Annotated in this window: 20 protein-coding genes; 9 read left to right on the top strand and 11 right to left on the bottom strand. The window is 74.2% G+C overall.

What is annotated here, in order from left to right; all coding sequences use genetic code 11:
• The first annotated feature begins 1,020 nt into the window (after nt 1–1,020).
• Complete coding sequence (locus ACI79G_RS07795) at nt 1,021–1,728, top strand: ATP-binding protein (protein ID WP_456880564.1); 708 nt, start codon at nt 1,021–1,023, stop codon at nt 1,726–1,728.
• Nucleotides 1,729–2,146: 418 nt separating this feature from the next.
• On the opposite strand, the gene ACI79G_RS07790 is transcribed toward ACI79G_RS07795, so the two are convergent.
• A complete protein-coding gene (locus ACI79G_RS07790; RefSeq protein WP_456880563.1) occupies nt 2,147–3,169 on the bottom strand; it encodes an ABC transporter substrate-binding protein in 1,023 nt (340 codons plus the stop codon).
• A gap of 269 nt (nt 3,170–3,438) precedes the next feature.
• On the opposite strand from ACI79G_RS07790, the gene ACI79G_RS07785 reads away from it, so the two are divergent.
• Together ACI79G_RS07785 and ACI79G_RS07780 are read left to right on the top strand one after the other, a co-directional pair.
• Nucleotides 3,439–4,344: a DMT family transporter gene (locus tag ACI79G_RS07785; protein WP_456880562.1), complete on the top strand. Its 906-nt coding sequence runs from the start codon at nt 3,439–3,441 to the stop codon at nt 4,342–4,344.
• A 341-nt stretch (nt 4,345–4,685) separates the two neighbouring features.
• Nucleotides 4,686–5,387, top strand: coding sequence for an acetate uptake transporter (locus ACI79G_RS07780; RefSeq protein ID WP_456880561.1), 702 nt, complete (start codon nt 4,686–4,688; stop codon nt 5,385–5,387).
• Between the two features lie 225 nt (nt 5,388–5,612).
• Here ACI79G_RS07780 and ACI79G_RS07775 read toward each other — a convergent pair whose 3' ends face one another.
• Both ACI79G_RS07775 and ACI79G_RS07770 read right to left on the bottom strand, forming a co-directional pair.
• Nucleotides 5,613–5,960, bottom strand: a complete 348-nt coding sequence (locus ACI79G_RS07775) for a hypothetical protein (RefSeq protein ID WP_456880560.1) — start codon at nt 5,958–5,960, stop codon at nt 5,613–5,615.
• 110 nt (nt 5,961–6,070) lie between these two features.
• A complete protein-coding gene (locus ACI79G_RS07770) occupies nt 6,071–6,364 on the bottom strand; it encodes a flagellar FlbD family protein (RefSeq protein ID WP_456880559.1) in 294 nt (97 codons plus the stop codon).
• A 298-nt stretch (nt 6,365–6,662) separates the two neighbouring features.
• On the opposite strand from ACI79G_RS07770, the gene ACI79G_RS07765 reads away from it, so the two are divergent.
• A complete protein-coding gene (locus ACI79G_RS07765; RefSeq protein ID WP_456880558.1) occupies nt 6,663–7,361 on the top strand; it encodes a response regulator in 699 nt (232 codons plus the stop codon).
• A 47-nt stretch (nt 7,362–7,408) separates the two neighbouring features.
• On the opposite strand, the gene ACI79G_RS07760 is transcribed toward ACI79G_RS07765, so the two are convergent.
• The 5 genes from ACI79G_RS07760 to ACI79G_RS07740 form a co-directional block, all read right to left on the bottom strand.
• Nucleotides 7,409–8,071, bottom strand: coding sequence for a response regulator (locus ACI79G_RS07760; RefSeq protein WP_456880557.1), 663 nt, complete (start codon nt 8,069–8,071; stop codon nt 7,409–7,411).
• Between the two features lie 174 nt (nt 8,072–8,245).
• Nucleotides 8,246–9,472 (bottom strand): sensor histidine kinase, encoded by a 1,227-nt coding sequence (locus ACI79G_RS07755; RefSeq protein ID WP_456880556.1) that lies wholly within the window; start codon nt 9,470–9,472, stop codon nt 8,246–8,248.
• A 290-nt stretch (nt 9,473–9,762) separates the two neighbouring features.
• Complete coding sequence (locus ACI79G_RS07750; protein ID WP_456880555.1) at nt 9,763–10,431, bottom strand: DUF3618 domain-containing protein; 669 nt, start codon at nt 10,429–10,431, stop codon at nt 9,763–9,765.
• A gap of 40 nt (nt 10,432–10,471) precedes the next feature.
• Entirely contained in the window at nt 10,472–10,999 is a 528-nt protein-coding gene (locus ACI79G_RS07745; protein ID WP_456880554.1) for a phage holin family protein, read from the bottom strand.
• Nucleotides 11,000–11,004: 5 nt separating this feature from the next.
• Nucleotides 11,005–11,709 carry a hypothetical protein gene (locus ACI79G_RS07740; protein ID WP_456880553.1) on the bottom strand — a complete coding sequence of 235 codons (705 nt, stop codon included), beginning with the start codon at nt 11,707–11,709 and terminating at the stop codon, nt 11,005–11,007.
• Between the two features lie 284 nt (nt 11,710–11,993).
• Here ACI79G_RS07740 and ACI79G_RS07735 point away from each other — a divergent pair, with 284 nt between their 5' ends.
• Entirely contained in the window at nt 11,994–12,839 is an 846-nt protein-coding gene (locus ACI79G_RS07735; protein WP_456880552.1) for a siderophore-interacting protein, read from the top strand.
• 160 nt (nt 12,840–12,999) lie between these two features.
• Here ACI79G_RS07735 and ypfJ read toward each other — a convergent pair whose 3' ends face one another.
• On the bottom strand, nt 13,000–13,926 hold the full coding sequence (ypfJ, locus tag ACI79G_RS07730; RefSeq protein ID WP_456880551.1) for a KPN_02809 family neutral zinc metallopeptidase: 927 nt from the start codon (nt 13,924–13,926) through the stop codon (nt 13,000–13,002).
• A 76-nt stretch (nt 13,927–14,002) separates the two neighbouring features.
• Nucleotides 14,003–14,860, bottom strand: coding sequence for a formate/nitrite transporter family protein (locus ACI79G_RS07725; protein WP_456880550.1), 858 nt, complete (start codon nt 14,858–14,860; stop codon nt 14,003–14,005).
• Nucleotides 14,861–15,001: 141 nt separating this feature from the next.
• On the opposite strand from ACI79G_RS07725, the gene ACI79G_RS07720 reads away from it, so the two are divergent.
• Nucleotides 15,002–15,415 (top strand): hypothetical protein, encoded by a 414-nt coding sequence (locus ACI79G_RS07720; RefSeq protein ID WP_456880549.1) that lies wholly within the window; start codon nt 15,002–15,004, stop codon nt 15,413–15,415.
• Between the two features lie 31 nt (nt 15,416–15,446).
• Entirely contained in the window at nt 15,447–16,676 is a 1,230-nt protein-coding gene (locus ACI79G_RS07715; protein ID WP_456880548.1) for a glutathionylspermidine synthase family protein, read from the top strand.
• A 14-nt stretch (nt 16,677–16,690) separates the two neighbouring features.
• Here ACI79G_RS07715 and ACI79G_RS07710 read toward each other — a convergent pair whose 3' ends face one another.
• Nucleotides 16,691–17,656, bottom strand: coding sequence for an IS481 family transposase (locus ACI79G_RS07710; RefSeq protein ID WP_456880547.1), 966 nt, complete (start codon nt 17,654–17,656; stop codon nt 16,691–16,693).
• Between the two features lie 220 nt (nt 17,657–17,876).
• On the opposite strand from ACI79G_RS07710, the gene ACI79G_RS07705 reads away from it, so the two are divergent.
• Together ACI79G_RS07705 and ACI79G_RS07700 are read left to right on the top strand one after the other, a co-directional pair.
• The gene (locus ACI79G_RS07705; RefSeq protein WP_456880546.1) at nt 17,877–18,338 is read left to right on the top strand and encodes a nitroreductase family deazaflavin-dependent oxidoreductase; all 462 of its coding nucleotides are present in this window, start codon (nt 17,877–17,879) and stop codon (nt 18,336–18,338) included.
• A 60-nt stretch (nt 18,339–18,398) separates the two neighbouring features.
• Entirely contained in the window at nt 18,399–19,361 is a 963-nt protein-coding gene (locus ACI79G_RS07700) for an ABC transporter substrate-binding protein (protein WP_456880545.1), read from the top strand.

Raw genomic sequence — 19,361 nt, 5'->3', positions numbered from 1 at the left:
CCGCGGACAAGAGCCGGTGCCGACGCTCGAACCGGTCGATTTGCTGCCCACATCACGACGCGCCACGGAACACAGGTGTCCTGGAGCCGCCCTCTGGGACGCGTTCGGGCTCCCGCCGACGGCGGTGCGCGTTCGGGGCGGGAACGGAGGGGACGGATGGGCACCCCCTCCGCGTTACTCGGTGCAGTGGCGCTGAGCCGGCTCCCCGTCGGCGGGGTCGGGCCGAGCATCCACGGCGAGCCGGGCCCGCGGGTTGTCCGTGGTCCGCAGTGCTTCGCGGACCACGGTGACCCCGGCAGGTCCGCTGCCTCGACGTCACCCATCAGGAAGGGCCCGCCCAGGTCGGTGGGGGTCGACTCGGGCAGGTCCGGGGACAGCTCGTCGTCGGGCGGGGCGCCCTTCCACTCGAGGAGCAGCAGCGACGCGTCGTCGCTGGTCCGTCCGTGCCGGGCAGCCATCAGCGCGTGCGGGCCGACATCCATCGCCTCGTAGGCGAGACGTAGCACACGGTCGAGGACACGATGCGCCGCACGGCCGACAAGCTGCCCCACCCCGAGGGAGGCCGCGAGCGGGCAGCGGAACTGTCCGAGAGCTGCGACCGGCATCTGCGCCGGGCCGAGCTGGTGGGGTCGGGTGGCGGTCGGCCCGCGGGCTGACGTCATCTCCACGGGGTCTGTACTCGGGGCCGTGGCTCACCCGCCGGCAGCACCGGTGCCGGCGACGCCAGCTGCTCGTGCTCGCGCTGCGGAGCGCCTCGCGGGAGAACGAGGATCGCGACCGGGTCGAGGTCGTCCTCTGCTCATGCGGGGACGTCCGCGACGGCACGGGACCGTGGCGCGGCGGGTACGCCGCGGTGCGGACGGAACTCTGACAACACGGGTCCGGCCGGTCCGACGGGATGGGGGACACGAGCCCACCCGGGGGTCGAGCAGGGACTCGACGCTCATCCGGATGAGGCACATGGGCCATTCGACGTGGGCACAGCGACCGCCGCCGGCGCCGGGGCCCGGGGTGGTCGCGGTGTGGCACGGCCAACCGGGCACCGCCGCCGAGCTGACCGGCATGCGGCGTCGGCTGCGCGCGGCGCTGGCCGACGGCGGGCTGCCCGCCGGGGCCGATGACGGCGAGCGGCTGCTGCTCGCGGTCGAGGAACTGGCCTCCAACGGCCTGCGGCACGGCCGGCCACCGGTGCGGGTCACCATCACCGCGGCCGGTTCCGGCTGGCTGCTGGAGGTCAGGGACACCGCGACCGCGCGGCCGCCGACCCCGGCGATCGGCCGCGACGCCGCCCTCGGTGGCATGGGACTGCACCTGGTGGCCCGGTTCAGCCGCGCGCACGGCTGGGCCGTCGACGGGGACCGGAAGATCGTGTGGGCCCACATCGCCTACCGGCCGCCCGTCCCACCGCCGCCGCAGCAGCGCATCCAGGCGGCCACCGCGCGGGCCCGCGACCTGGTCGTCGGCCTGGCCGTGACCGAGGCCCGGATCGGGGCGACCCTGCAGCGGCTGGCGGCGGACGCCGCCGTCCAGGGCAGGCACGGGCGTGCCCACGTCTACCGCGCCGTCGCGGAGCGCGCGCACAGGGACGCCGAGCAGGCGCGCCGGATGAGCCTCACCGCGCCCCCGACGTCCGGGGGAGGGCGCCGGCCCGGCTCATCCCCGGGCCCGGTGCTGGGTCCGGTCGACCGGGTCGGGAGCAGTGAGCCCCTCCATCGAACGCCCCGCTGATGCGGACCGTTCGGCTCTGACCGCTGCGCGCCGCTGGTCGGGCACGTCGAGGTCGGCGCCGACCCGGTCGAGGTGGGTGCCGTCGACGTCGACCTGTGGCGCGGTGTGGGTCTCGAACCGGCGCCGGCCACCGTCGTGGTGTCGGCCGACTGCGGTCAGCGGTGGTCGTCGGTCGTGGCGAAGACCCGGGCCCACGGCGCGGATGCGCACGGGGTGGGTGTCGGCAGGCCGGCGGCGACTCCGGACGCGGTGGACGCTGCGCCGCACCGTCAGGGTGCCGCTGAGCAGGTCGATGTCGTTCCACTGGTCCGATGGCGCGGAGGTCGTCGCACTCGTCTGGTCGTGTCCCGTTCAGGACCGGCCTCTCTCGCGAGGCGGCACGCGCCCTCGGCCGGGTGGCCGAGGGCGCGTCGAGCACTCAGCCGAGGGTCGGGACCACGGTGGAGGGGTCGCCGTCGGCGGCGGCGGCCAGGGCCGGCACGGCCTCGTCCAGCAGGTAGGGCAGCGACAGCGGGCTGCCGAAGCCGAGTGCGGCGGACACATCGCCGGAGTAGCTGCCGAGCAGGACCGTGCGGCCCTGGGTCACCACGTCGAGGCTGGAGAACAGCGTGTCCGCATCGGCGTCTGCTTGGTCGTACCCGTTCACCGCCAGCACGTCTGCGTTCAGCAGGTCCAGCCGCTCCTGGCTGAGGTCGGTGCTGGCGTCGGGGACGGTGAAGCCGAGATCGGTGAAGAACTGGGTGCGCAGGTCGTCCTTGCCGAGCAGGTAGTGGCCTGAGCCGACGCCGGTCAGGTCCACGGCGATCGAGCGGCCGGCGAGATCGGGGTTCTCGTCGACCGCCTGCCGGAACCGGCCTTCGACGTCGTCGACGAGCTGCTGCGCCTCCTCCTCACGGCCGAGCGCCTGACCGATGAGGAGGGTCTGCTCCTGCCACGGGGTGGCACCGTCGGCGTACTCGTCGGTCTGCGCGAGCGTCGGCGCGATGCCGGACAGCTGGTCGTAGACGGTCTGGTCCATGAAGGAGTACACGCCCACGATCAGGTCGGGCTCCAAGGCGGCGACCGCCTCGAGGTTGATCTCCTGGCCTCCCACGGTCGGGATGTCCTCCGCCGGGAGCAGCTCCTGCGCCCAGGGACGGGTCGTGGCGTCGTACTCACCCAGGTTCTCCCGCTCGCCGACCGGGGTCACGCCCAGGGCCAGCACGAAATCCTGGTCGTTGAAGCCGACGGTGACCACGCGCTGTGGCTCCGTGGGGATCTCGGTGGTGCCGTACTTGTTCTCGATGGTGACCGGGAAGGCGTCCGACGAGGAGGACGGTTCCGCGACGGGGGCGGAGCCGTCGTCCTCCGAGCCGCAGGCGGTCAGCGCTCCGGACAGGGCCAGGACGGCGAGGGGAGCGGCGAGACGGGACGGGCGCAGCGGGCCCGATCTCTTCGGCATCAGGCGAGGTTAGCCTGCCCTAACCACATGCCGGCCTGGTACCTCTCGATCGCTCGAGCGCGAGGCGCGGGATCGCGCCAACCGACCTGGAGAGCGACGGCTGCTGACGGCGCCGGGACCAGGGCGTCGTCGCGGCGGTCCGTCGTGCGCGGGCAGCTACGTCGGCGCCGGCTGGCTGCGAGCAAGCCTTCCTGCTGCGAGACGGGGGGAGGCGACCCGGTGTCGCGGCACGGAGGCGGTGATCAACTCGGCGTCGTCAGACTGAGCCGATGACGCGGACGACCTCGCGGGTCCAGACGCTGGGTGGACCGGCGCTGTTCGTCCTGCTGTGGAGCACCGGTTTCGTCGGCGCCAAGTACGGGCTGCCCTACGCCGAGCCCTTCACCTTCCTGAGCCTGCGCCTCGGCGTCGCCGCCGCCCTGCTCGGCGTCCTCGCCGTCGCACTGCGCTCGGCCGGCATGGCCTCCCGCTCGCAGTACGGCCGCGCCTCGGTCGCCGGGCTGCTGCTGCACGGCGGATACCTGGGCGGCGTCTTCTACGGCATCTCGCTGGGTGTGCCCGCGGGGGTGTCGGCGGTGGTCGTCAGCCTGCAACCGGTGCTCACCGCCGTCCTCGCCGCGCGGGTGCTCGGCGAGCGGCCCACGGCGCGCCAGTGGCTCGGACTGGCGCTCGGCGTCGCGGGCGTCGTGCTGGTCGTCGGCCCGGGCACCGCCGACGCCGGCTCGGCCGAGCCGTTCCCGGTGGCCGGTCTCGTCGCGTGCCTCGTGGCACTCGCCTCGGGAACGCTGGGCACCGTCTACCAGAAGCGGCACGGTGATCGCATCCCGCTGGTCTGGGGGACGGCGGTGCAGTACGCGGCGGCCGCGGCCGTGCTGCTGACGGTTGCGGTGGCGACCGAGGACATGTCGATCCGGTGGACCGGGGACTTCGTCGCGGCGTTCGTCTGGCTGGTGCTGGTCCTGTCGATCGGCGCCGTCCTGCTGCTGCTCCTGCTCCTCCGCCGAGGCACGGCCGCGGGCGTCTCCAGCCTCTACTACCTCGTGCCGGTGGCCACCGCCGTCGAGGCGTACCTGCTCTTCGGCGAGCGGGTCGGCGGGCTGTCGCTGGTGGGGATCGGGGTCACCGCTCTGGGCGTCGCGCTGGTGGTGGCACCGCCACGGGGTCGTGACGCGTGACCCACCGGATCAGCACGTCACCACCGGGTGGCGCGTCGAGCGCCGCGAGCACTGCGGCGTGCCGTGACCGCGTCCTCGCGACCGGAGGGGGCTGGTCCGACATCCGGCAGGGGCAGGCCGAGACACGCCGGAGCTGTCTTGACGGCCCGCTGTGGCCCGCATCACTGTCATGCGGGGAGGGTGGAGCCGACGCGAGCGGCCACCCGGAGCCGGGTGAACCGATCAACGCGGCGGGACGACCGGGATCGGCCCGCCGCCGGACGGCATGAGCGGGACCGGCAGACCGCAGACCTCTCGTTCGGCTGAGCCGCTCCCCGCGTCGATGAGGAGGGGGTCTTGCAGTGGCAGTCAACGCAGCACCCGACGCCGGTACGAAGACCGCACGGGAGGGCGACGAGTTCCTCGCCGACCTGAGTGACCCGACCGCCGGGCGGGTGGCCATGGCGAGGGAGCTCGCCTCGGAGAACGTGCGGATGATCGCCGATCCCGCGCCGCTCGGTCTCGGCTGCTTCGCGCTGACGACGTTCCTGCTGAGCCTGTTCAACGCAGGTCTGCTGCCGGCGGCCGGCGAGCCGATCGTCTTCGGCGTCGCACTCGCCTACGGGGGCGCGATCCAGGTGCTCGCCGGCATGTGGGAGTTCCGGAAGGGCAATGTCTTCGGCGCGACCGCGTTCACCTCCTACGGCGCCTTCTGGCTGTCGTTCTGGGCGTTCGTCACCTTCTACGCGGCCGACATCCCCGATGCCGCTGACCGGGCGACCGTGGTGGGCTGGTACCTCATCGGCTGGGGCATCTTCACGGTGATCATGTGGGTCGCCTCCCTGCGCACCACCGCGGTGCTGGCCCTGCTCTTCACGCTCCTCGCCGCGACGTTCTTCGTGCTGGGTGTCGGGGACGTGGCGCAGAACGAGGCCCTGGTCACGCTGGGCGGCTATCTGGGCCTCGTGACCGCTGCCGTCGCCTGGTACGCCTGCCTCGCGGGGGTCAGCGCGTCCACCTTCGGACGCACGGTGCTGCCCAACCCGCCGCTGTACAAGCTGTGACCCGGTCCGTCGGTCGTCCGACCGACGGACCGCCGGTGGTGCGGTCCTGGCCTGGTGCAGTCGACCCGGTCCCACGTCCCGCGTGGCGGCGCACGGCCGTGCCCTCGGCTCCACCCCGTCGGCCAGGACGTCCTGCGGCGGGGAAGCGCCCCGAGTCGTCTCCGGTGCGGCGCGCGGGTCAGCCCGCGTGCGCGCGGCCCTGGTCGCGACGGTGCGGCGCGCGGGTCAGCCCGCGTGCGCGCGGCCCTGGTCGCGACGGTGCTCCTGGTGGTGCACCCACAGCACCAGGCAGCGCAGCGCGGCGTAGCCCTCGGGGGAGGCGTAGCCCTGCTCGAAGCGAGCGGCCTCGACCAGCTCGTCGCTGTCGACGCTCCCGCCGGCGGCGAAGCGGTCGAGCACCTCGCCGGACAGCGACGTGCTGCGGAACAGCCGCGCGATGCCCATCGCCACGGAGTCGGACACGGTGAGGCTGAACGGCGGGTGCTTCATCGCCGCGCGTCGGTCGAGCAGCTGGGCGACCTCGCTGTGGACCTGCGCTTCCGTGGCGGGCACCCCGCGGGCGGTGATCTTCACGGTCGTCTCCTCGCTGGGTCGGTGTTCCGATCAGGAGATCGGCCGTGGACCGCCGGTGGTCAACCCGAGCCGGCGCGGCCCCTCCCCCCGAGGGGGAGGGGTCGTTGCGGTCAGGGCAGCCGCATCGGCACCACGGGGCCGGGGGCGTGCGCCTGCGGCGGGACGCCGGAGCCGCCGACGCCCCGCGGGTCGGCGTCCTCACCGCGGTCGAGCACGTAGCAGGCGGCGATGTCACCGGCGCGGTGCTCGATGATGCGCGTGATGACCTCGTCGATCGTCTCGCGGATGCAGTAGCAGCTGCCGTCGGTCGTGATCACGACGGTGTCCGACCCGGCCTCGACCCGCTCGATGTGGTCGGGGTCCAGGCGGCACTTCTCGCCGGTGCGGCGGGTGAGGCCGATCATCGCGGTCCTCCGGCTGGGCGGGGCATCGGGCCCCGGCGGCTCCCTCGGGAATGAGGTGCCGGTTCCTTCGACCGCTCGGCCCCCCCGGTTGAGCCCGCGCCGCACGGTCCGCCCCGTCGGGGTGAGCGCCCCCCGGCGTCCTCGTGACCTGTCGGCCGACGCCGAGGCCGTGGCTCCTCCCCCCGGGTGAGGCCCGGACACCGTGCTCAAGCCGGCCCGGGCCTGCGCCGATCACCCGGTCAGGTGACGCCCGGCCCCGCGGCCCGGCGTCGGTCGAGCGGGAACAGGAGGAGACGTCGTGTCCGAGCAGTCCGTGCTCGTCGTCGAGGACACCGAGGAGATCAGGGAGCTGGTCTGCACGGTCCTGCGCCGGGCGGGGATGGACGTCCGCGCGGTGGGGTCCGGCGCCGAGGCACTGGCCGAGGTGCGGCGCGCGGCCCCCGACGTCGTCGTCCTGGACCTGGGCCTCCCGGACGCCGACGGGACCGAGGTGTGCCGGCAGATCCGCGCCGAGAGCGAGTGCTACGTCCTCATGCTGACCGCGCGCGCCGAGGAGGTCGACCTGCTCATCGGGCTGGCCGTCGGTGCCGACGGGTACATGGCCAAGCCCTTCTCGCCGCGCGAGCTGGTCGCCCGCGTGCAGGCGATGCTCCGCCGTCCGCGCGTCCCCGCCCAGCGTCCCGCGCCGGTCGCGGAGTCCGTCCTCCGCCTCGCCGAGCTCGAGGTCGACGAGGACAGCCGCGAGGTACGGGTGGACGGCGTGGTCGTCGACCTGACCCGCACCGAGTTCGACCTGCTCGCCGCGCTGGCCTCGCGCCCGGGCCGGGTGCTGCAGCGCGAGACGCTGCTGCGCGAGGTCTGGCAGACCGACTGGGAGGGCAGCGTGCGCCTGGTCGAGGCGCACATGTCCAACCTGCGCCGCAAGCTGCAGGCCGCGGGGCTCTCGTCGCCGTTGATCCGCACCGTGCGCGGCATCGGCTACCGCCTCGTCGCCTGAGGAGGGGCCCGTCCTCCCCGCCCCTGGACGGGGCCGCGGACGTGCGGTCAGCCGCGCGCGACGCTGTGCAGCTCGTCGACGAGCTCGTGGGCGAGGACCCCGCGGCGGGCGCCCCTCGCGATGGCCCGGCAGACCGCGGCGACCTCCGGGCGGCCCAGCTGGGCGCTGGTGCCGGCGAGCGCGGTCGAGGCCCGGGCGAGCGCCGCGGCGTCCCCGGCCCGGGCGCCGTCGGCGATGGCGCTCAGCCGGCCGGGCAGCGCGCGGGCGTACACCTGCCGCAGCCGGTCCACGAGCTCGGCGTCGACGTCCGCACCGGAGGCGTCCCCGGCGGCAGGGGCCTGCGGTCCGGGCGCCCGGCGGGCGAGCAGGCCGACCAGCAGACGGGCGTCCACCGGCCGGGGCAGGCAGGCCAGGGCGCCGGCCTCGAGTGCGGCGACCCGGTCCGGGGCCCCGGCAGCGGCGGTCACGGCGAGCAGGTGGGCCCGGCAGCCGACCAGCCGGAGCCGGCGCAGCAGGGCCGGCGCCTCGCCCGGCGGATCGTCCAGGTCGACGACGACCAGGTCCAGGTCCAGGCGCCGGGCCAGGCCGAGCGCCTCCGGGGTGCCGGACGACTCCTGCACGTCCCACCCGGCCAGGTGGAGCAGTGCGGCGAGCGGAGCGCGCCCGGCTGCGTGGGCGCCGACGACGAGGGCGGTCGGGACGGCGCTCACGACTCGTCCTCCTCGTCGTCCGTCGGGATCGGAGTGACCCGCGACGGGACCGATCCTGACCGCCCGACCGCAGGGCACCCGCCCGCCGACCGCAAGAACTGCGCAATGTGGAGGACCCCCTCGCCCCCACCGCTCGCGAGCTCGCGGCGGGACCCTGCAGGGGGGCCGCGGACCTCAGCGAGGGAGCGTGAGGGTGAACGTGGTGCCCTGGCCCTCGGCGCTGGCGACCTCGAGGGTGCCGTCGTGCGCGGCGGCGATGGCCCGCGTGATGGCCAGCCCCAGTCCGACACCCGGCACCGCGTGCCGACGGGCGGTCGAGGCGCGGAAGAAGCGCGCGAACAGCCGGCCCTGCTCGCCGACGGGGATCCCGATGCCGGTGTCGCTGACCGCCAGCCGGGCGACCGGCACCGCGTCGCCCTGCGGGGCGTCGGCGACCGCGCCGTCCATCGTCCGCCAGGCCGGCCGCAGCGCCAGGGTGACCCGGCCGCCGGCCGGGGTGAACTTGACCGCGTTGGAGACCAGGTTGTCGCAGGCCTGTCCCAGCCGGACGGCGTCGCCGTGCACCACCAGGCCGCCGTCGGGCACGTCGACGGCGACCTCGACACCGGTCGCCGCGGCGGTCACCCGTACGGTCTCCTCCGCCGCCCGGACCACACCCGCCAGGTCGACGTCCTCCGGCTGCAGGCTGAACCGGCCGGCGTCCACCTGCGCGGTGAACAGCAGGTCGCCGACCAGGCGCAGCAGCCGCTGGGCGTTGCGCTCGACGGTGCCCAGGTGCGCCCGCGACTCCTCGCCGAGCTCCGGGTCGTCGAGGACGAGCTCCAGGTAGCCGAGGATCGAGGTCAGCGGCGTGCGCAGCTCGTGGCTGACCAGGCTCACGAACTGGTCCTTCATGCGCTCGGTCGCCCGGGCCTCGGTCATGTCGGTGCCGACGAAGTTCCACCCGGCGTGCACGCCGCGGTCGTCGGTGCGCGGGGTGACCGCCACCGAGACGGTGAGCTCGGTGCCGTCGGCGGCGACGTAGGTCCAGTCCCGGACGTCGCTGCCCCGCTCCTGCGCGGTGCGCACCAGGGCGGCCAGGCCGCCGCCGGCGTCCTCGAGCTCCTCGGGCAGGTGGAACTCGGTGATCGACCGGCGGCGGACGACGTCGGCGCGGGGGAGGCCCAGCATCCGCTCGGCGCCGGGGTTCCACACCCGGATCACGCCGTCCACGTCGGTGCCGATGATCGACTGCTCGGTGACCGCGTCGATGACGCTGGTCATCGTCTCCGCGCGCGCCTGCAGCATCCGGGTGGCGACCTCCAGCTCCTCGTGGCGGTGCTGCATCTGCGCCCGCAGCACGGCGTTCTCCGCGCGCAGCCGGGCCAGCTCCTCGGCCGGCGCGGGCTCGAGGACGGTCACGCGGTCCCCCCGGAGGTCAGCGCACGCACCCGCGCGACCAGCCCGGTCGCGCCCGGCACGGGGACGTCGAGGACGGCGAGGCCGCGGGTCGGCACGGGTCGGGCTCCCTCGCTCGGGCGGTGTCGTCCCGGTGGACGTCGGCGCCCCCGAGGGCGGACTGCAGCGCACCCGCCGGGCCTCACCCCAACGGGGGACCCCGCCGCGAACGGTAGCGCGCCCCGCCGGGGAGGACCCGGCGGGGCGCGCTACAGGGTGGAACGGCCTCCCTGCGGCGGCAGGGAGGCCCGTGTTCAGCTGCGCGTCTGGCTCTGCACCGTCTGGCGGGACTCCTGGGCCTGGCCCTGGACGTCCTGCGCGGCGGACTGGCCCTCCTGCTTGACGGTCTGGGCGGCGTCCTGCGCGGTGGACCTGACCTCCTGGACCGCCTGCTGGGCGGCGGGCTGGAGCTCCTCGCGGATCTCCTGCGCGGCCTCCTTCGCCGGCTGCAGCAGCGTGTCCTTGTGCTCGCGCACCGCGGACTCGGCCTGCTGGGCCAGCTCGCGCTCCCGCTCCGAGGCCGGCAGGAGGCTGGAGACCAGCCAGCCGACGCCGAAGGCGATGAGGCCCGCGGCCAGCGGGTTGCCCTGGGCCTGGCGGACGATGGTGTCCGGGGCCTGCTGCACCGCGTGCGCGGCCTGCTGTGCGGCACCCTGCACGGACTCGGCGGCGCCCTGCGCCCGGTCCTGCACCGTGCCCGCGGCGTTCTGCGTGCGGTGCTGGGCCGCGGCGCGGGTGTCGTGGGCGCTGCCCATGACCCGCTCCCTGGCGCGGGTGAACCGCCCCTTGGCCGCGCTGACCCGGCGGTCCATCACGCGGGAGGGGTTCACCTTCTCGTTGAGCGCGTCGACGTCGTAGCTCAGCTCGCGCTGGGTCTGCTCGATCTGCCGGCGGATGGCTTCGGGGTCGTTGCTCGTGGTCATGTTCCGTACTCCGATGTCTGAGAGGGCCGGGGGCCGCGGGTCAGTTGGGCTTCAGAGCGTTGGGGACGTCGGACAGCGTGTCCACCGTGCGCTCGGGCTTGGGGTTCACCTGCTGCAGCTTCTTCTTGCCCGCGGAGAAGGCGACCGCGCCGATGACGCCCCACAGGATCGCGACGATGAGCGCGGCCAGGCCGGCGTCCATCACGTTCTCCAGCGCCCACCACAGGGCGTTGGAGAGGAAGAGCAGGGTCAGGAACCCGGCGACCGCGGCGGCGGCCATCATGCCCGCGCCCTTGCCCGCCTTCTTGGCCTCGGCCTGGACCTCGGCCTTGGCGAGGGCCACCTCCTGCCGCATCAGCGTGGAGAGGTCCTTGGCCAGCTCGCCGAACAGCTGCCCGACCGAGGTGCCCTCGACGTCGGGCCGGCCCTCGGCCGTCGTCGGCGTCCCCACGGCGCCGCTGTGCGCGCCGTACGCCTCGTCGGGCGAGACGGCGTAGTTGCCCTGGGCGTACGGGTCCTGGCCCGGCGTGGAACCGACCGGCGTCGCGCCGGAGTAGGGAGAGCTCATGTGGGTCAGACCCCCTGATCGGGACGGCGGGTCGGGTCGTCCCAGCCGGCCGGGGTGGTCGGCGGGACGGCGGCGCCCGCGGGCGGGACGGTGCCGTACGGCGGCGGCGGGACGGGCGTGCCGGTGGTCCCGGCGCCGGTGGTGGTCTCGTAGGACGTCGTCTCGGCGTAGCCGGAGTAGGCCGGCGCCGGGTCGACGTAGTTCGTCTGCGTGTAGCTGGTGCGGTACTGCTGCGTGCCGCTCGCGGACGAGTCGTCGCTGTGCGCGGCCTTCACGCCACTGGTGAGACGGCCGGCCAGCACACCGGCGAGCGCGGCGCCGACCAGGAAGGCGCCGGGCCTGCGGCGGGCGAAGGCGCGGACGTCCTCGAGCAGGTCGGCCGGCTCGCGGTTCTGCAGCCGGTCGGCGAACTGCTCGACGTAGCCCGAGGCCTGCTGGAGCAGGTCGCGCGCCGGGCCGGGGGCACCCTGGCTGCTGCCGTCGGCCAGGCCGCGCAGCTCCTGGGCGAGCGAGGACAGCCCGGAGGCGGCCTTCTGCTGCTGGGCCACGGTCTGCTGGCGCAGCTGCTGGCGGCCCTGGTGCAGCAGGTCCTGCGCCTGCCGCTGGGTCTCGTGGGCGACCTCCCTGGCCTGGTCGGCAGCGGTCGAGGCGACCTGGCTGCCGGCCTGGGCGGCGGTCTGGCCCACGTTGCGGGCCTCGTCCTTCGCCACGTCACTCGTCGACGGGGAGCCCGTCGAGGTGGTCGTGGTCGTCGTGGTCGTGCTGGCCGTGGTGGCCCCGCTGGTCGCACCCGAACCGGTGGAGGGCGGGGGCGGGAACGGGGCATCGATCGAGTGAGTCATCGTTCCTCCTCGGCGAACGTCATGGTCAGCCGAGCCGATACCCGTCAAACGATCACCCACACATGGCCTGACGACGGCCGCCACGATCCGTGCGGGGGTCGCGGACTAAGGTGAGCCTCACCTATCCGTGCTCGACCCGAGGGAGCTCCGCCATGGCCGACAAGGCCCCGCGCCGCCCGCGCACGCCCCGGCTGGCCACCGTGCTCCGGACCTCGCGACCGACCCCCCACCTCGTCCGCGTGGTGCTCGGCGGGGAGGGCCTCGCCGGGTTCGCGCCCGAGTACTCCGACGCCTACGTCAAGCTGGTGCTCCCGCCGGCCGGCGCGCCCTACGCCGCGCCGTTCGACATGGACGCCGTCCAGCGCGAGCACCCGCGCGAGCTGTGGCCGTGCCTGCGCACCTACACCGTGCGGGCCTGGGACCAGACCGCCGGCGAGCTCGTCCTCGACGTCGTCGTCCACGGGGACGAGGGGCTGGCCGGCCCCTGGGCCGTCGCCGCCCGGCCGGGCGACCGGGTGCAGCTGCTCGGCCCCGGCGGCGCCTACGCGCCCAGCGGGGACGTCGACTGGCACCTGCTGGCCGGCGACGAGACCGCCCTGCCGGCGATCGCCGCCTCGCTCGAACGGCTGCCCGCGGGCGCGACGGCCCGGGTGTTCGTCGAGGTGGCCGAGGCCGCCGAGGAGCAGCCGTTGCCGCTGCCGGCCGGTGCGGAGCTGACCTGGGTGCACCGCACCGGGCTGCCGGGGGAGGCGCTGGTCGCCGCCGTCCGCGGGGCCGCGCTGCCCGCCGGCTCGGTGCACGCCTTCGTGCACGGCGAGGCCGGGTTCGTGCGCGAGCTGCGCCGCTACCTGCGGGTGGAGCGCGCGGTGCCCCGTGAGCAGCTCTCGGCGTCGGGCTACTGGCGCCTGGGCCGCACCGACGAGGGCTGGCGGGCCGAGAAGGCGGAGTGGAACGCCGCGGTGGAGGCCGACGAGCAGTCGGTCGGCCAGGTCGCCTGAGGCTCCCGCCGACGATCAGGTGAGCTGGTCGTCCGGGGTCCTGGCTCGGCCACCGGTGGTCAGGCGGGACCCGCGACGGTGATCCCGGCTGGTCACCGGAGCGGCCCGCCTGCGGGGTCCCGCCGCGAGCCTGGGAACGGCGGAGGGCAGGCGGGTCCTCCTACAGGTCGTCGGTGGCGAAGGTGTCGCACTGCGCGGGGTCGCCGGTCTCGTAGCCGGTGCGGAACCAGCGCTGCCGCTGCTCGGAGGTGCCGTGGCTGAAGGCGTCCTGGTCGACCGTGCCGCTGCCCAGGTTCTGCTGGATGAAGTCGTCGCCGATGCGGGCCGCGGCGTCCAGCGCCCGGTCCACGTCGTCCTGGGTGATCTCCGCGATCAACGGCTCGCCCGACTCGTCCGGCACGGTCTCCGCGTGGTTGGCCCACGTGCCCGCGTAGCAGTCGGCCTGCAGCTCCAGGCGCACGGTCCCGCTGGTCGGGCCGGTCTCGCCCGGGGTGACCTGCTGGTTGGTCCCGAGCAGGTTCTGCACGTGGTGGGCGTACTCGTGGGCGATCACGTAGGCGTTGACGAACAGCCCACCCTGGGCGCCGAACTGCTGCTGCAGCGTGTCGAAGAACGACAGGTCGATGTAGACGAGCTGGTCGGCCGGGCAGTAGAAGGGGCCGGAGCCGCTGGTCGCCCCGCCGCAGGAGGTCTGCACCGAGCCGTTGAAGAAGACGGTGTCGGTCGGCCGGTAGTCCGGGCCGAGCACGCCGGACCAGTAGTCCTGGATCGACTCGATGTCGGCCACGACGGCGCAGTCCACCGACTCGTTGGCGTCGGCGCCGGTCCGGCACTGCTGCTCGAGCTGGGTGTTGTCCGCGGTCTGCCCCTCACCGAGGCCGCCGAGCTGGCCACCGAGCTGGCTCAGCGCCGCGCCGGTCCCGCCGCCACCGCCACCGCCGAGGACCTGGAACAGCACGAGCACGAGGACGCCGACCAGGCCCAGCCCGCCACCGCCGACCGCGAGGCCGCGCCCGCCGCCGAAGCCGCCGCCCCGGCGGTCCTGCACGCCCGACGGATCGAGGTCCGCTCCCTCGCTGTACCTCATGGCTGGGCACCCTCCCGGTCGTGTGGCACGCCGAGCCGGTGCCATCCGGAGCGGCGGTGCCCCCGACGGGGTCGGGTCATGCGCGCTCGGCGGCCTCCCCGCCGACCGGCGTGCGGCTGGGCTGCTCGGCCGGCTGGTCGCGCAGGAACAGGTACCAGTAGGACGTCGCGACGAAGACCACCGCGCCGACCAGGTTGCCCGCGCCCGCCAGCAGCCAGTTGAGCAGCACGTCGCCCCAGCCGATGTCCGGGATGCCGGCCCAGATCGCCGCCGGCAGGAAGAACATGTTGGCCACCACGTGGTCGAAGCCCATGGCGACGAACGCCATGATCGGCAGGAAGACGGCGAGCACCTTGCCCGAGACCGAGGACGCCGCCAGGGACATCCACACCCCCAGGCAGACCAGCCAGTTGCAGCCGAGGCCGCGCAGGAACACCTGCCACGGGGACTCGTGCAGCGCCTTGGCCTCGGCGATCGAGGCCAGCCGGTCGTGCGTGAGAGCTGCGCTGCCCGAGGCCCCCGGCGTCCCGATCACCCCGGTCTGGACGGCGAGGAAGTAGGCCACGAACAGCGCGCCGAGCAGGTTGCCGACCAGCACCAGCGTGAGGTTCTTCCCGACGTCGCCCAGGGTCAGTCGTCCGTGCATGGCGCCCAGCGGGACCAGCATCATGTTGCCGGTGGCCAGGTCGGAGCCGGCGATGAGCACGAGGATCAGGCCGAGGGTGAAGGCCGCGCCCATGAAGAGCGTGGGCAGGGTGCCCCACGTGGCCGGGTCCAGGCCCGAGGAGACGGTGATGGCCACCAGCGCGCCGAAGGCGATGTAGGCACCACCGAGGAAGGCGCTCACGAGCACGCGGTCCCAGGTGCGGTGGATCTTCTTCGCCCCGGTCTCACTGGCGACCTGGGCCATCTCGGGGGGTTGGCGGTCGGACATCAGCGCCTCCGCACGGCTTCGGACCTCAGGGGCCGAACCGTACGACTCCGGCCCGGATCCGGCACCCGGATGCGGGCCGGGCCACCGTCCGACCGGGACGATCTAGGGTCGGCCGACACACCTCCGACACCGGGAGAGCACATGGCGGTCTCCAACCGCGTCCGCGCCGCACTGACGACGACGGTGCTGGCGACCGCGGCCACCGGCTTCCTCGCCGCCTGCGGCACGGACGAGGAGGAGCAGGAGCAGGTCGCCTACTGCACGAACGAGGACGGCGAGATCGTCGACGACGACTACTGCGACGACGACTACCGCGGCCCCGGCGCGGGGCTGTTCTTCCTCTACCTCGGCGGCTTCCGCCCGGGCCTGCCGGTCGGCACCGTGCTGCCCCGCGGCGGCACCCGGATCGACCCGCGCGACACCGCGGCCCGGCAGCGCGCCGGCCTGCCCTCGACCGGCCGGGTCGCCGCGGGCACGCGGGTCACCGGCGGCATCGGCTCGGGGGTGGGCGGCAGCGACTCCGGCAGCCGGGCCGGCACCGGCGCGGGCAGCTGAGCATCGGCGGGAGTCCGAGGGGAGCGAGGGCGTGAGGCGCGTCGAGGCGGGGGTGGTGCGTCCCGGCTGGGAGGCCGAGGTCGAGGCCCAGGGACTGGTCTACAACCGCACCGAGCTGCCCGGCGGCGAGGTGCGCAGCTACTGGCGCGAGGGGCCGTTCTACGACTTCACGATGGCGGAGGTCGAGCGGCTCGAGGGCTGGGTCGCCCAGCTGTTCGAGATGTGCGTGGCCGCCGGCGACCACGTCATCGAGCACGACCTGTTCGACCGGATGGGCATCCCGCCGATCGCGCGCCCGGAGATCCGGCGCACCTGGGAGGCCGAGCCGCCGAGCGTCTACGGGCGCTTCGACCTGCGCTACGACGGGCAGGGCCCACCCAGGCTGCTGGAGTTCAACGCCGACACCCCGACCGGCCTGGTCGAGTCCGCCGTCACCCAGTGGAACTGGCACCTGTTCACCGGGCAGGGCCGCGACCAGTGGAACGCCCTGCACGACAAGCTCGTCGCCGCGTGGCAGCGCAACCTGCTGCGCTGGGAGCGGCGGACCGGCGTCCGCCCGCGGGTGCACCTGGCCTGGACGTCGGAGGAGCGCTCCGGCGAGGACCGGATGACCGTCGCCTACCTGATGGACACCGTCGTGCAGGCCGGTTACGAGGCGATCGAGCTCGTCGTCGAGGACATCGCGCTCGACGACGGGGACGGTCGGTTCTACGACCCGCAGGGCCGCCATCTCGACGTCGTCTTCAAGCTCTACCCCTGGGAGTGGCTGATCGAGGACGAGTTCGGCCCCGCCGTGCTCGCCGACGCCGCCCGCCCGGGCGGCACGACCTGGGTGGAACCGGCCTACAAGATGCTGTGGAGCACCAAGGCGCTGCTGCCCGTGCTGTGGCAGCTGTTCGGCAGCGACCCGGCGCTGTCGCCGCTGCTGCTGCCGGCCTACTTCGCCGACGAGGTGCCGTCCTCCTGGCGGACGTACGTGCGCAAGCCGCTGTGGGGCCGGGAGGGTGCCAACGTGCAGATCGTGCGCGACGGGCAGGTGGCCGTGGAGCTGCCCGGCCGGTACGGCACCGAGGGCTGGGTCGTGCAGGAGTTCGCGCCGCTGCCGGACTTCGCCGGCGTCGACGGTCCGCACCACCCGGTGCTCGGCGCCTGGGTGGTCGACGGCGAGCCGGCCGGGCTGGGCATCCGCGAGAGCGACGGGCTGGTCACCGACAACCTGAGCTTCTTCGTGCCGCACACCATCGACTTCAGCGCTCCCTAGGGCGTGTCCGGCCATCAGGTTGGTGCCAGGCGACTGATGGGTGGGTGGCCGCCGAGTGCGCTGTGGCGGCGCTGAGTGTTGTAGTGCTCGATCCACGGAGCAAGGGCGGCGGCGCGCTGGTCGTTGCTGGTGAAGGCCTGCCGGTAGGCCCACTCGGTGGCCAGGGTGCGGTTGAGGCGTTCGACCTTGCCGTTCTGCCACGGGCAGTGCGGCTTGATGAACTTCTGCCGAGCTCCCAGCTGGGCACAGGCGGCCTTGATCGAGTGCTGGTAGGCCCAGGCGTTGTCGGTCATCACCCGGTCGATGTGGGGAATGCCGTGGGTCGCGAAGTAGGCCGCGGCGCGGGTGAGGAACGCCGCGCAGGTGGCGCCCTTCTCGTCGGTGAGGATCTCGGAGTAGGCCAGCCGGGAGTGGTCGTCGACGAGGGAGTGCACGTAGTCGTAGCCGACCTTGACCGTGCGGTCCCGAGTCTGTTCGCGGGCGGGGCGGCCGTGGGCGCGCCAGCCGCCGCCGTGGGGGATGCGGGCCAGCTTCTTGACGTCCATGTGCACCAGCTCCCCGGGCCGGGACCGCTCGTAGCGGACTGCGGTGGTCTTCGAGGCCCGGATGACCTGGCCGGTCATCGGGTCCAGCGCGGCCAGCCGTGGCAGCCCCCGGCGGGCCAGGACGCGGGAGACGGTGCGGGCCGGCACGCCGAGCTCGGCGCCGATCCACGCCGGGCCCCGGCGCTGCCGGCCACGGAGCTCGACGATGCGGTCCTCCACCTCGACCGGAGTGCGCCGCGGGCTGGTGTGGGGGCGGCTGGACCGGTCGGCCAACCCGGCCTCTCCCTCGGCTTGGAAGCGGGTGACCCAGGTCCGCACACACTTGCGGGAGATCCCCATCGCCGCGGCGATGTGCGCCGGACGCCAACCGGCCCGGTGCCGGGCAACGATCAACAGCCGGCCATGCACAGTCGTGCGGGCATTAGCGTGGGACACGAGAACCTCCGAGCAGGGAGTGGGCCTTCGACAAGCCACACCCCACTCGGAGGTTCTCCTTCGTTCAAGCCCGGTCCGCCGTCACCAACGTCCTGGCCGGGTACACCTAGGGCGTGTCCGACGAACCCGCAGCGGAGCATCCACCTGGCCGCCGCTCCCATCGGCACGGGTCCGTCGGACTCGCCCTGCCGGGCGCCGGTGGCCGCCCTACGGTCGGCGCATGCCGTTGCAGGGTGAGTACGAACCGAGTACCGAGGCCTGGGTGCGCGAGCAGGTCGAGCGCTACGAGGCCACCGGGGGCCGGGAGGCCAACACGCTGCGGGACACCGGGATCCCGATCGCCATCTTCTGGACCCGCGGTGCGAAGACCGGGAAGGTCCGCAAGAACGGCCTGATGCGGGTCGAGCACGAGGGCGCCTACGCGATGGTCGGCTCGCAGGGTGGCGCACCGAAGGACCCGGCGTGGGTGGCCAACCTGCGCGCCCACCCCGACCAGGTCACCGTGCAGGACGGGCCCGAGCCGTGGGACGGCGTGGCCCGCGAGGTGACCGGCGAGGAGAAGCGGCAGTGGTGGGAGCGGGCCGTCGCGGTCTACCCCGAGTACGAGCGGTACCAGCAGCGCACCGACCGGGAGATCCCGGTGTTCGTCGTCGAGCGGGCCGACCCCGTCAATCCGGCATAGGCAAGGCTGCCCTAAGTTGATCCCGGCGTCGGAGGGACCGGCGCCGGGAGGAGGGCGGCTGTGCGCACGACGGTGTGGGGCGCGGTCCCGTTGGTCACAGGGCTGGTGCTCGCCGGCTGCGGCTCGGCGGACGAGGGGACGACGGCGTCGGCGCCGTCCACCGCGGCCCGGGAGGTGCGCACGGTCGAGCACGCTGCGGGCACCACGGAGATCACCGGCATCCCGGAGCGGGTCGTCGTCCTCGACACCGGTGAGCTCGACGCGGTGCTGGCGCTGGGCGTCACCCCGGTCGGCGCCGTGCGCACCGGGGTCAGCGACGAGCTGCCGGGCTACATCGAGGACGCCGGGGTCGATCCGGCCGCCATAGCGAACGTCGGCACGATCGCCGAGCCGGCCCTCGAGCAGATCGCCGCGCTGGAGCCCGACCTCATCCTGTCCAACGCCGTCCGGCACGCCGACGTCTACGACCAGCTCTCGGCGATCGCGCCGACCGTCTACGCCGAGGCGATCGGTGAGACGTGGGAGGACAACCTGCGGCTGGCCGGGGAGGCGCTCGGCCGGTCGGAGCAGGCGGAGGAGCTGCTCGCCGGGTACGCGGAGCGCGCCGCCGAGGTGGGCGCCCTCTACGGCGACCCGGGGACGACCGAGGTGAGCGTGGTGCGCTTCCTCGACGGGTCGGCGGTCCGCCTCTACGGGAAGGGCTCGTTCATCGGCGACGTCCTCGGCGACGTGGGCTTCGCCCGGCCGGAGGTGCAGCGCACGGCCGAGACCTTCGTCGAGGTCAGCCCGGAGCAGATCGACCAGGCCGACGGGGACCTCCTCTTCCACGCCTCCTACGGCGACGAGGGTCGGACCGCGGCGGGGGAGACCACCTCCGGCGGGCTGTGGCAGGGGCTGACCGCGGTCCAGCAGCGCCGGGCGTTCGAGGTCAGCGACGACCGCTGGTTCCTGGCGATCGGCCCGCTCGGCGCCGGGCTGGTGCTCGACGACCTGGAGCGGTTCGCGCAGCAGCTGGAGAGCTGA

The organism is Geodermatophilus sp. SYSU D00779 (genome assembly GCF_054050595.1).
Note: the sequence above shows the minus strand (reverse complement) of the source record. Positions and strands in the feature narration are given on the sequence as shown.

Excerpts from the sequence above, each read along its gene's own strand:
- ACI79G_RS07725 (WP_456880550.1), bottom strand. The coding sequence starts at position 14,860 with ATGTCCGACCGCCAACCCCCCGAGATGGCCCAGGTCGCCAGTGAGACC.
- ACI79G_RS07745 (WP_456880554.1), bottom strand. The coding sequence starts at position 10,999 with ATGAGCTCTCCCTACTCCGGCGCGACGCCGGTCGGTTCCACGCCGGGC.
- ypfJ (WP_456880551.1), bottom strand. The coding sequence starts at position 13,926 with ATGAGGTACAGCGAGGGAGCGGACCTCGATCCGTCGGGCGTGCAGGAC.
- ACI79G_RS07735 (WP_456880552.1), top strand. The coding sequence starts at position 11,994 with ATGGCCGACAAGGCCCCGCGCCGCCCGCGCACGCCCCGGCTGGCCACC.
- ACI79G_RS07790 (WP_456880563.1), bottom strand. The coding sequence starts at position 3,169 with ATGCCGAAGAGATCGGGCCCGCTGCGCCCGTCCCGTCTCGCCGCTCCC.
- ACI79G_RS07720 (WP_456880549.1), top strand. The coding sequence starts at position 15,002 with ATGGCGGTCTCCAACCGCGTCCGCGCCGCACTGACGACGACGGTGCTG.
- ACI79G_RS07750 (WP_456880555.1), bottom strand. The coding sequence starts at position 10,431 with ATGACCACGAGCAACGACCCCGAAGCCATCCGCCGGCAGATCGAGCAG.
- ACI79G_RS07770 (WP_456880559.1), bottom strand. The coding sequence starts at position 6,364 with ATGATCGGCCTCACCCGCCGCACCGGCGAGAAGTGCCGCCTGGACCCC.
- ACI79G_RS07705 (WP_456880546.1), top strand. The coding sequence starts at position 17,877 with ATGCCGTTGCAGGGTGAGTACGAACCGAGTACCGAGGCCTGGGTGCGC.
- ACI79G_RS07785 (WP_456880562.1), top strand. The coding sequence starts at position 3,439 with ATGACGCGGACGACCTCGCGGGTCCAGACGCTGGGTGGACCGGCGCTG.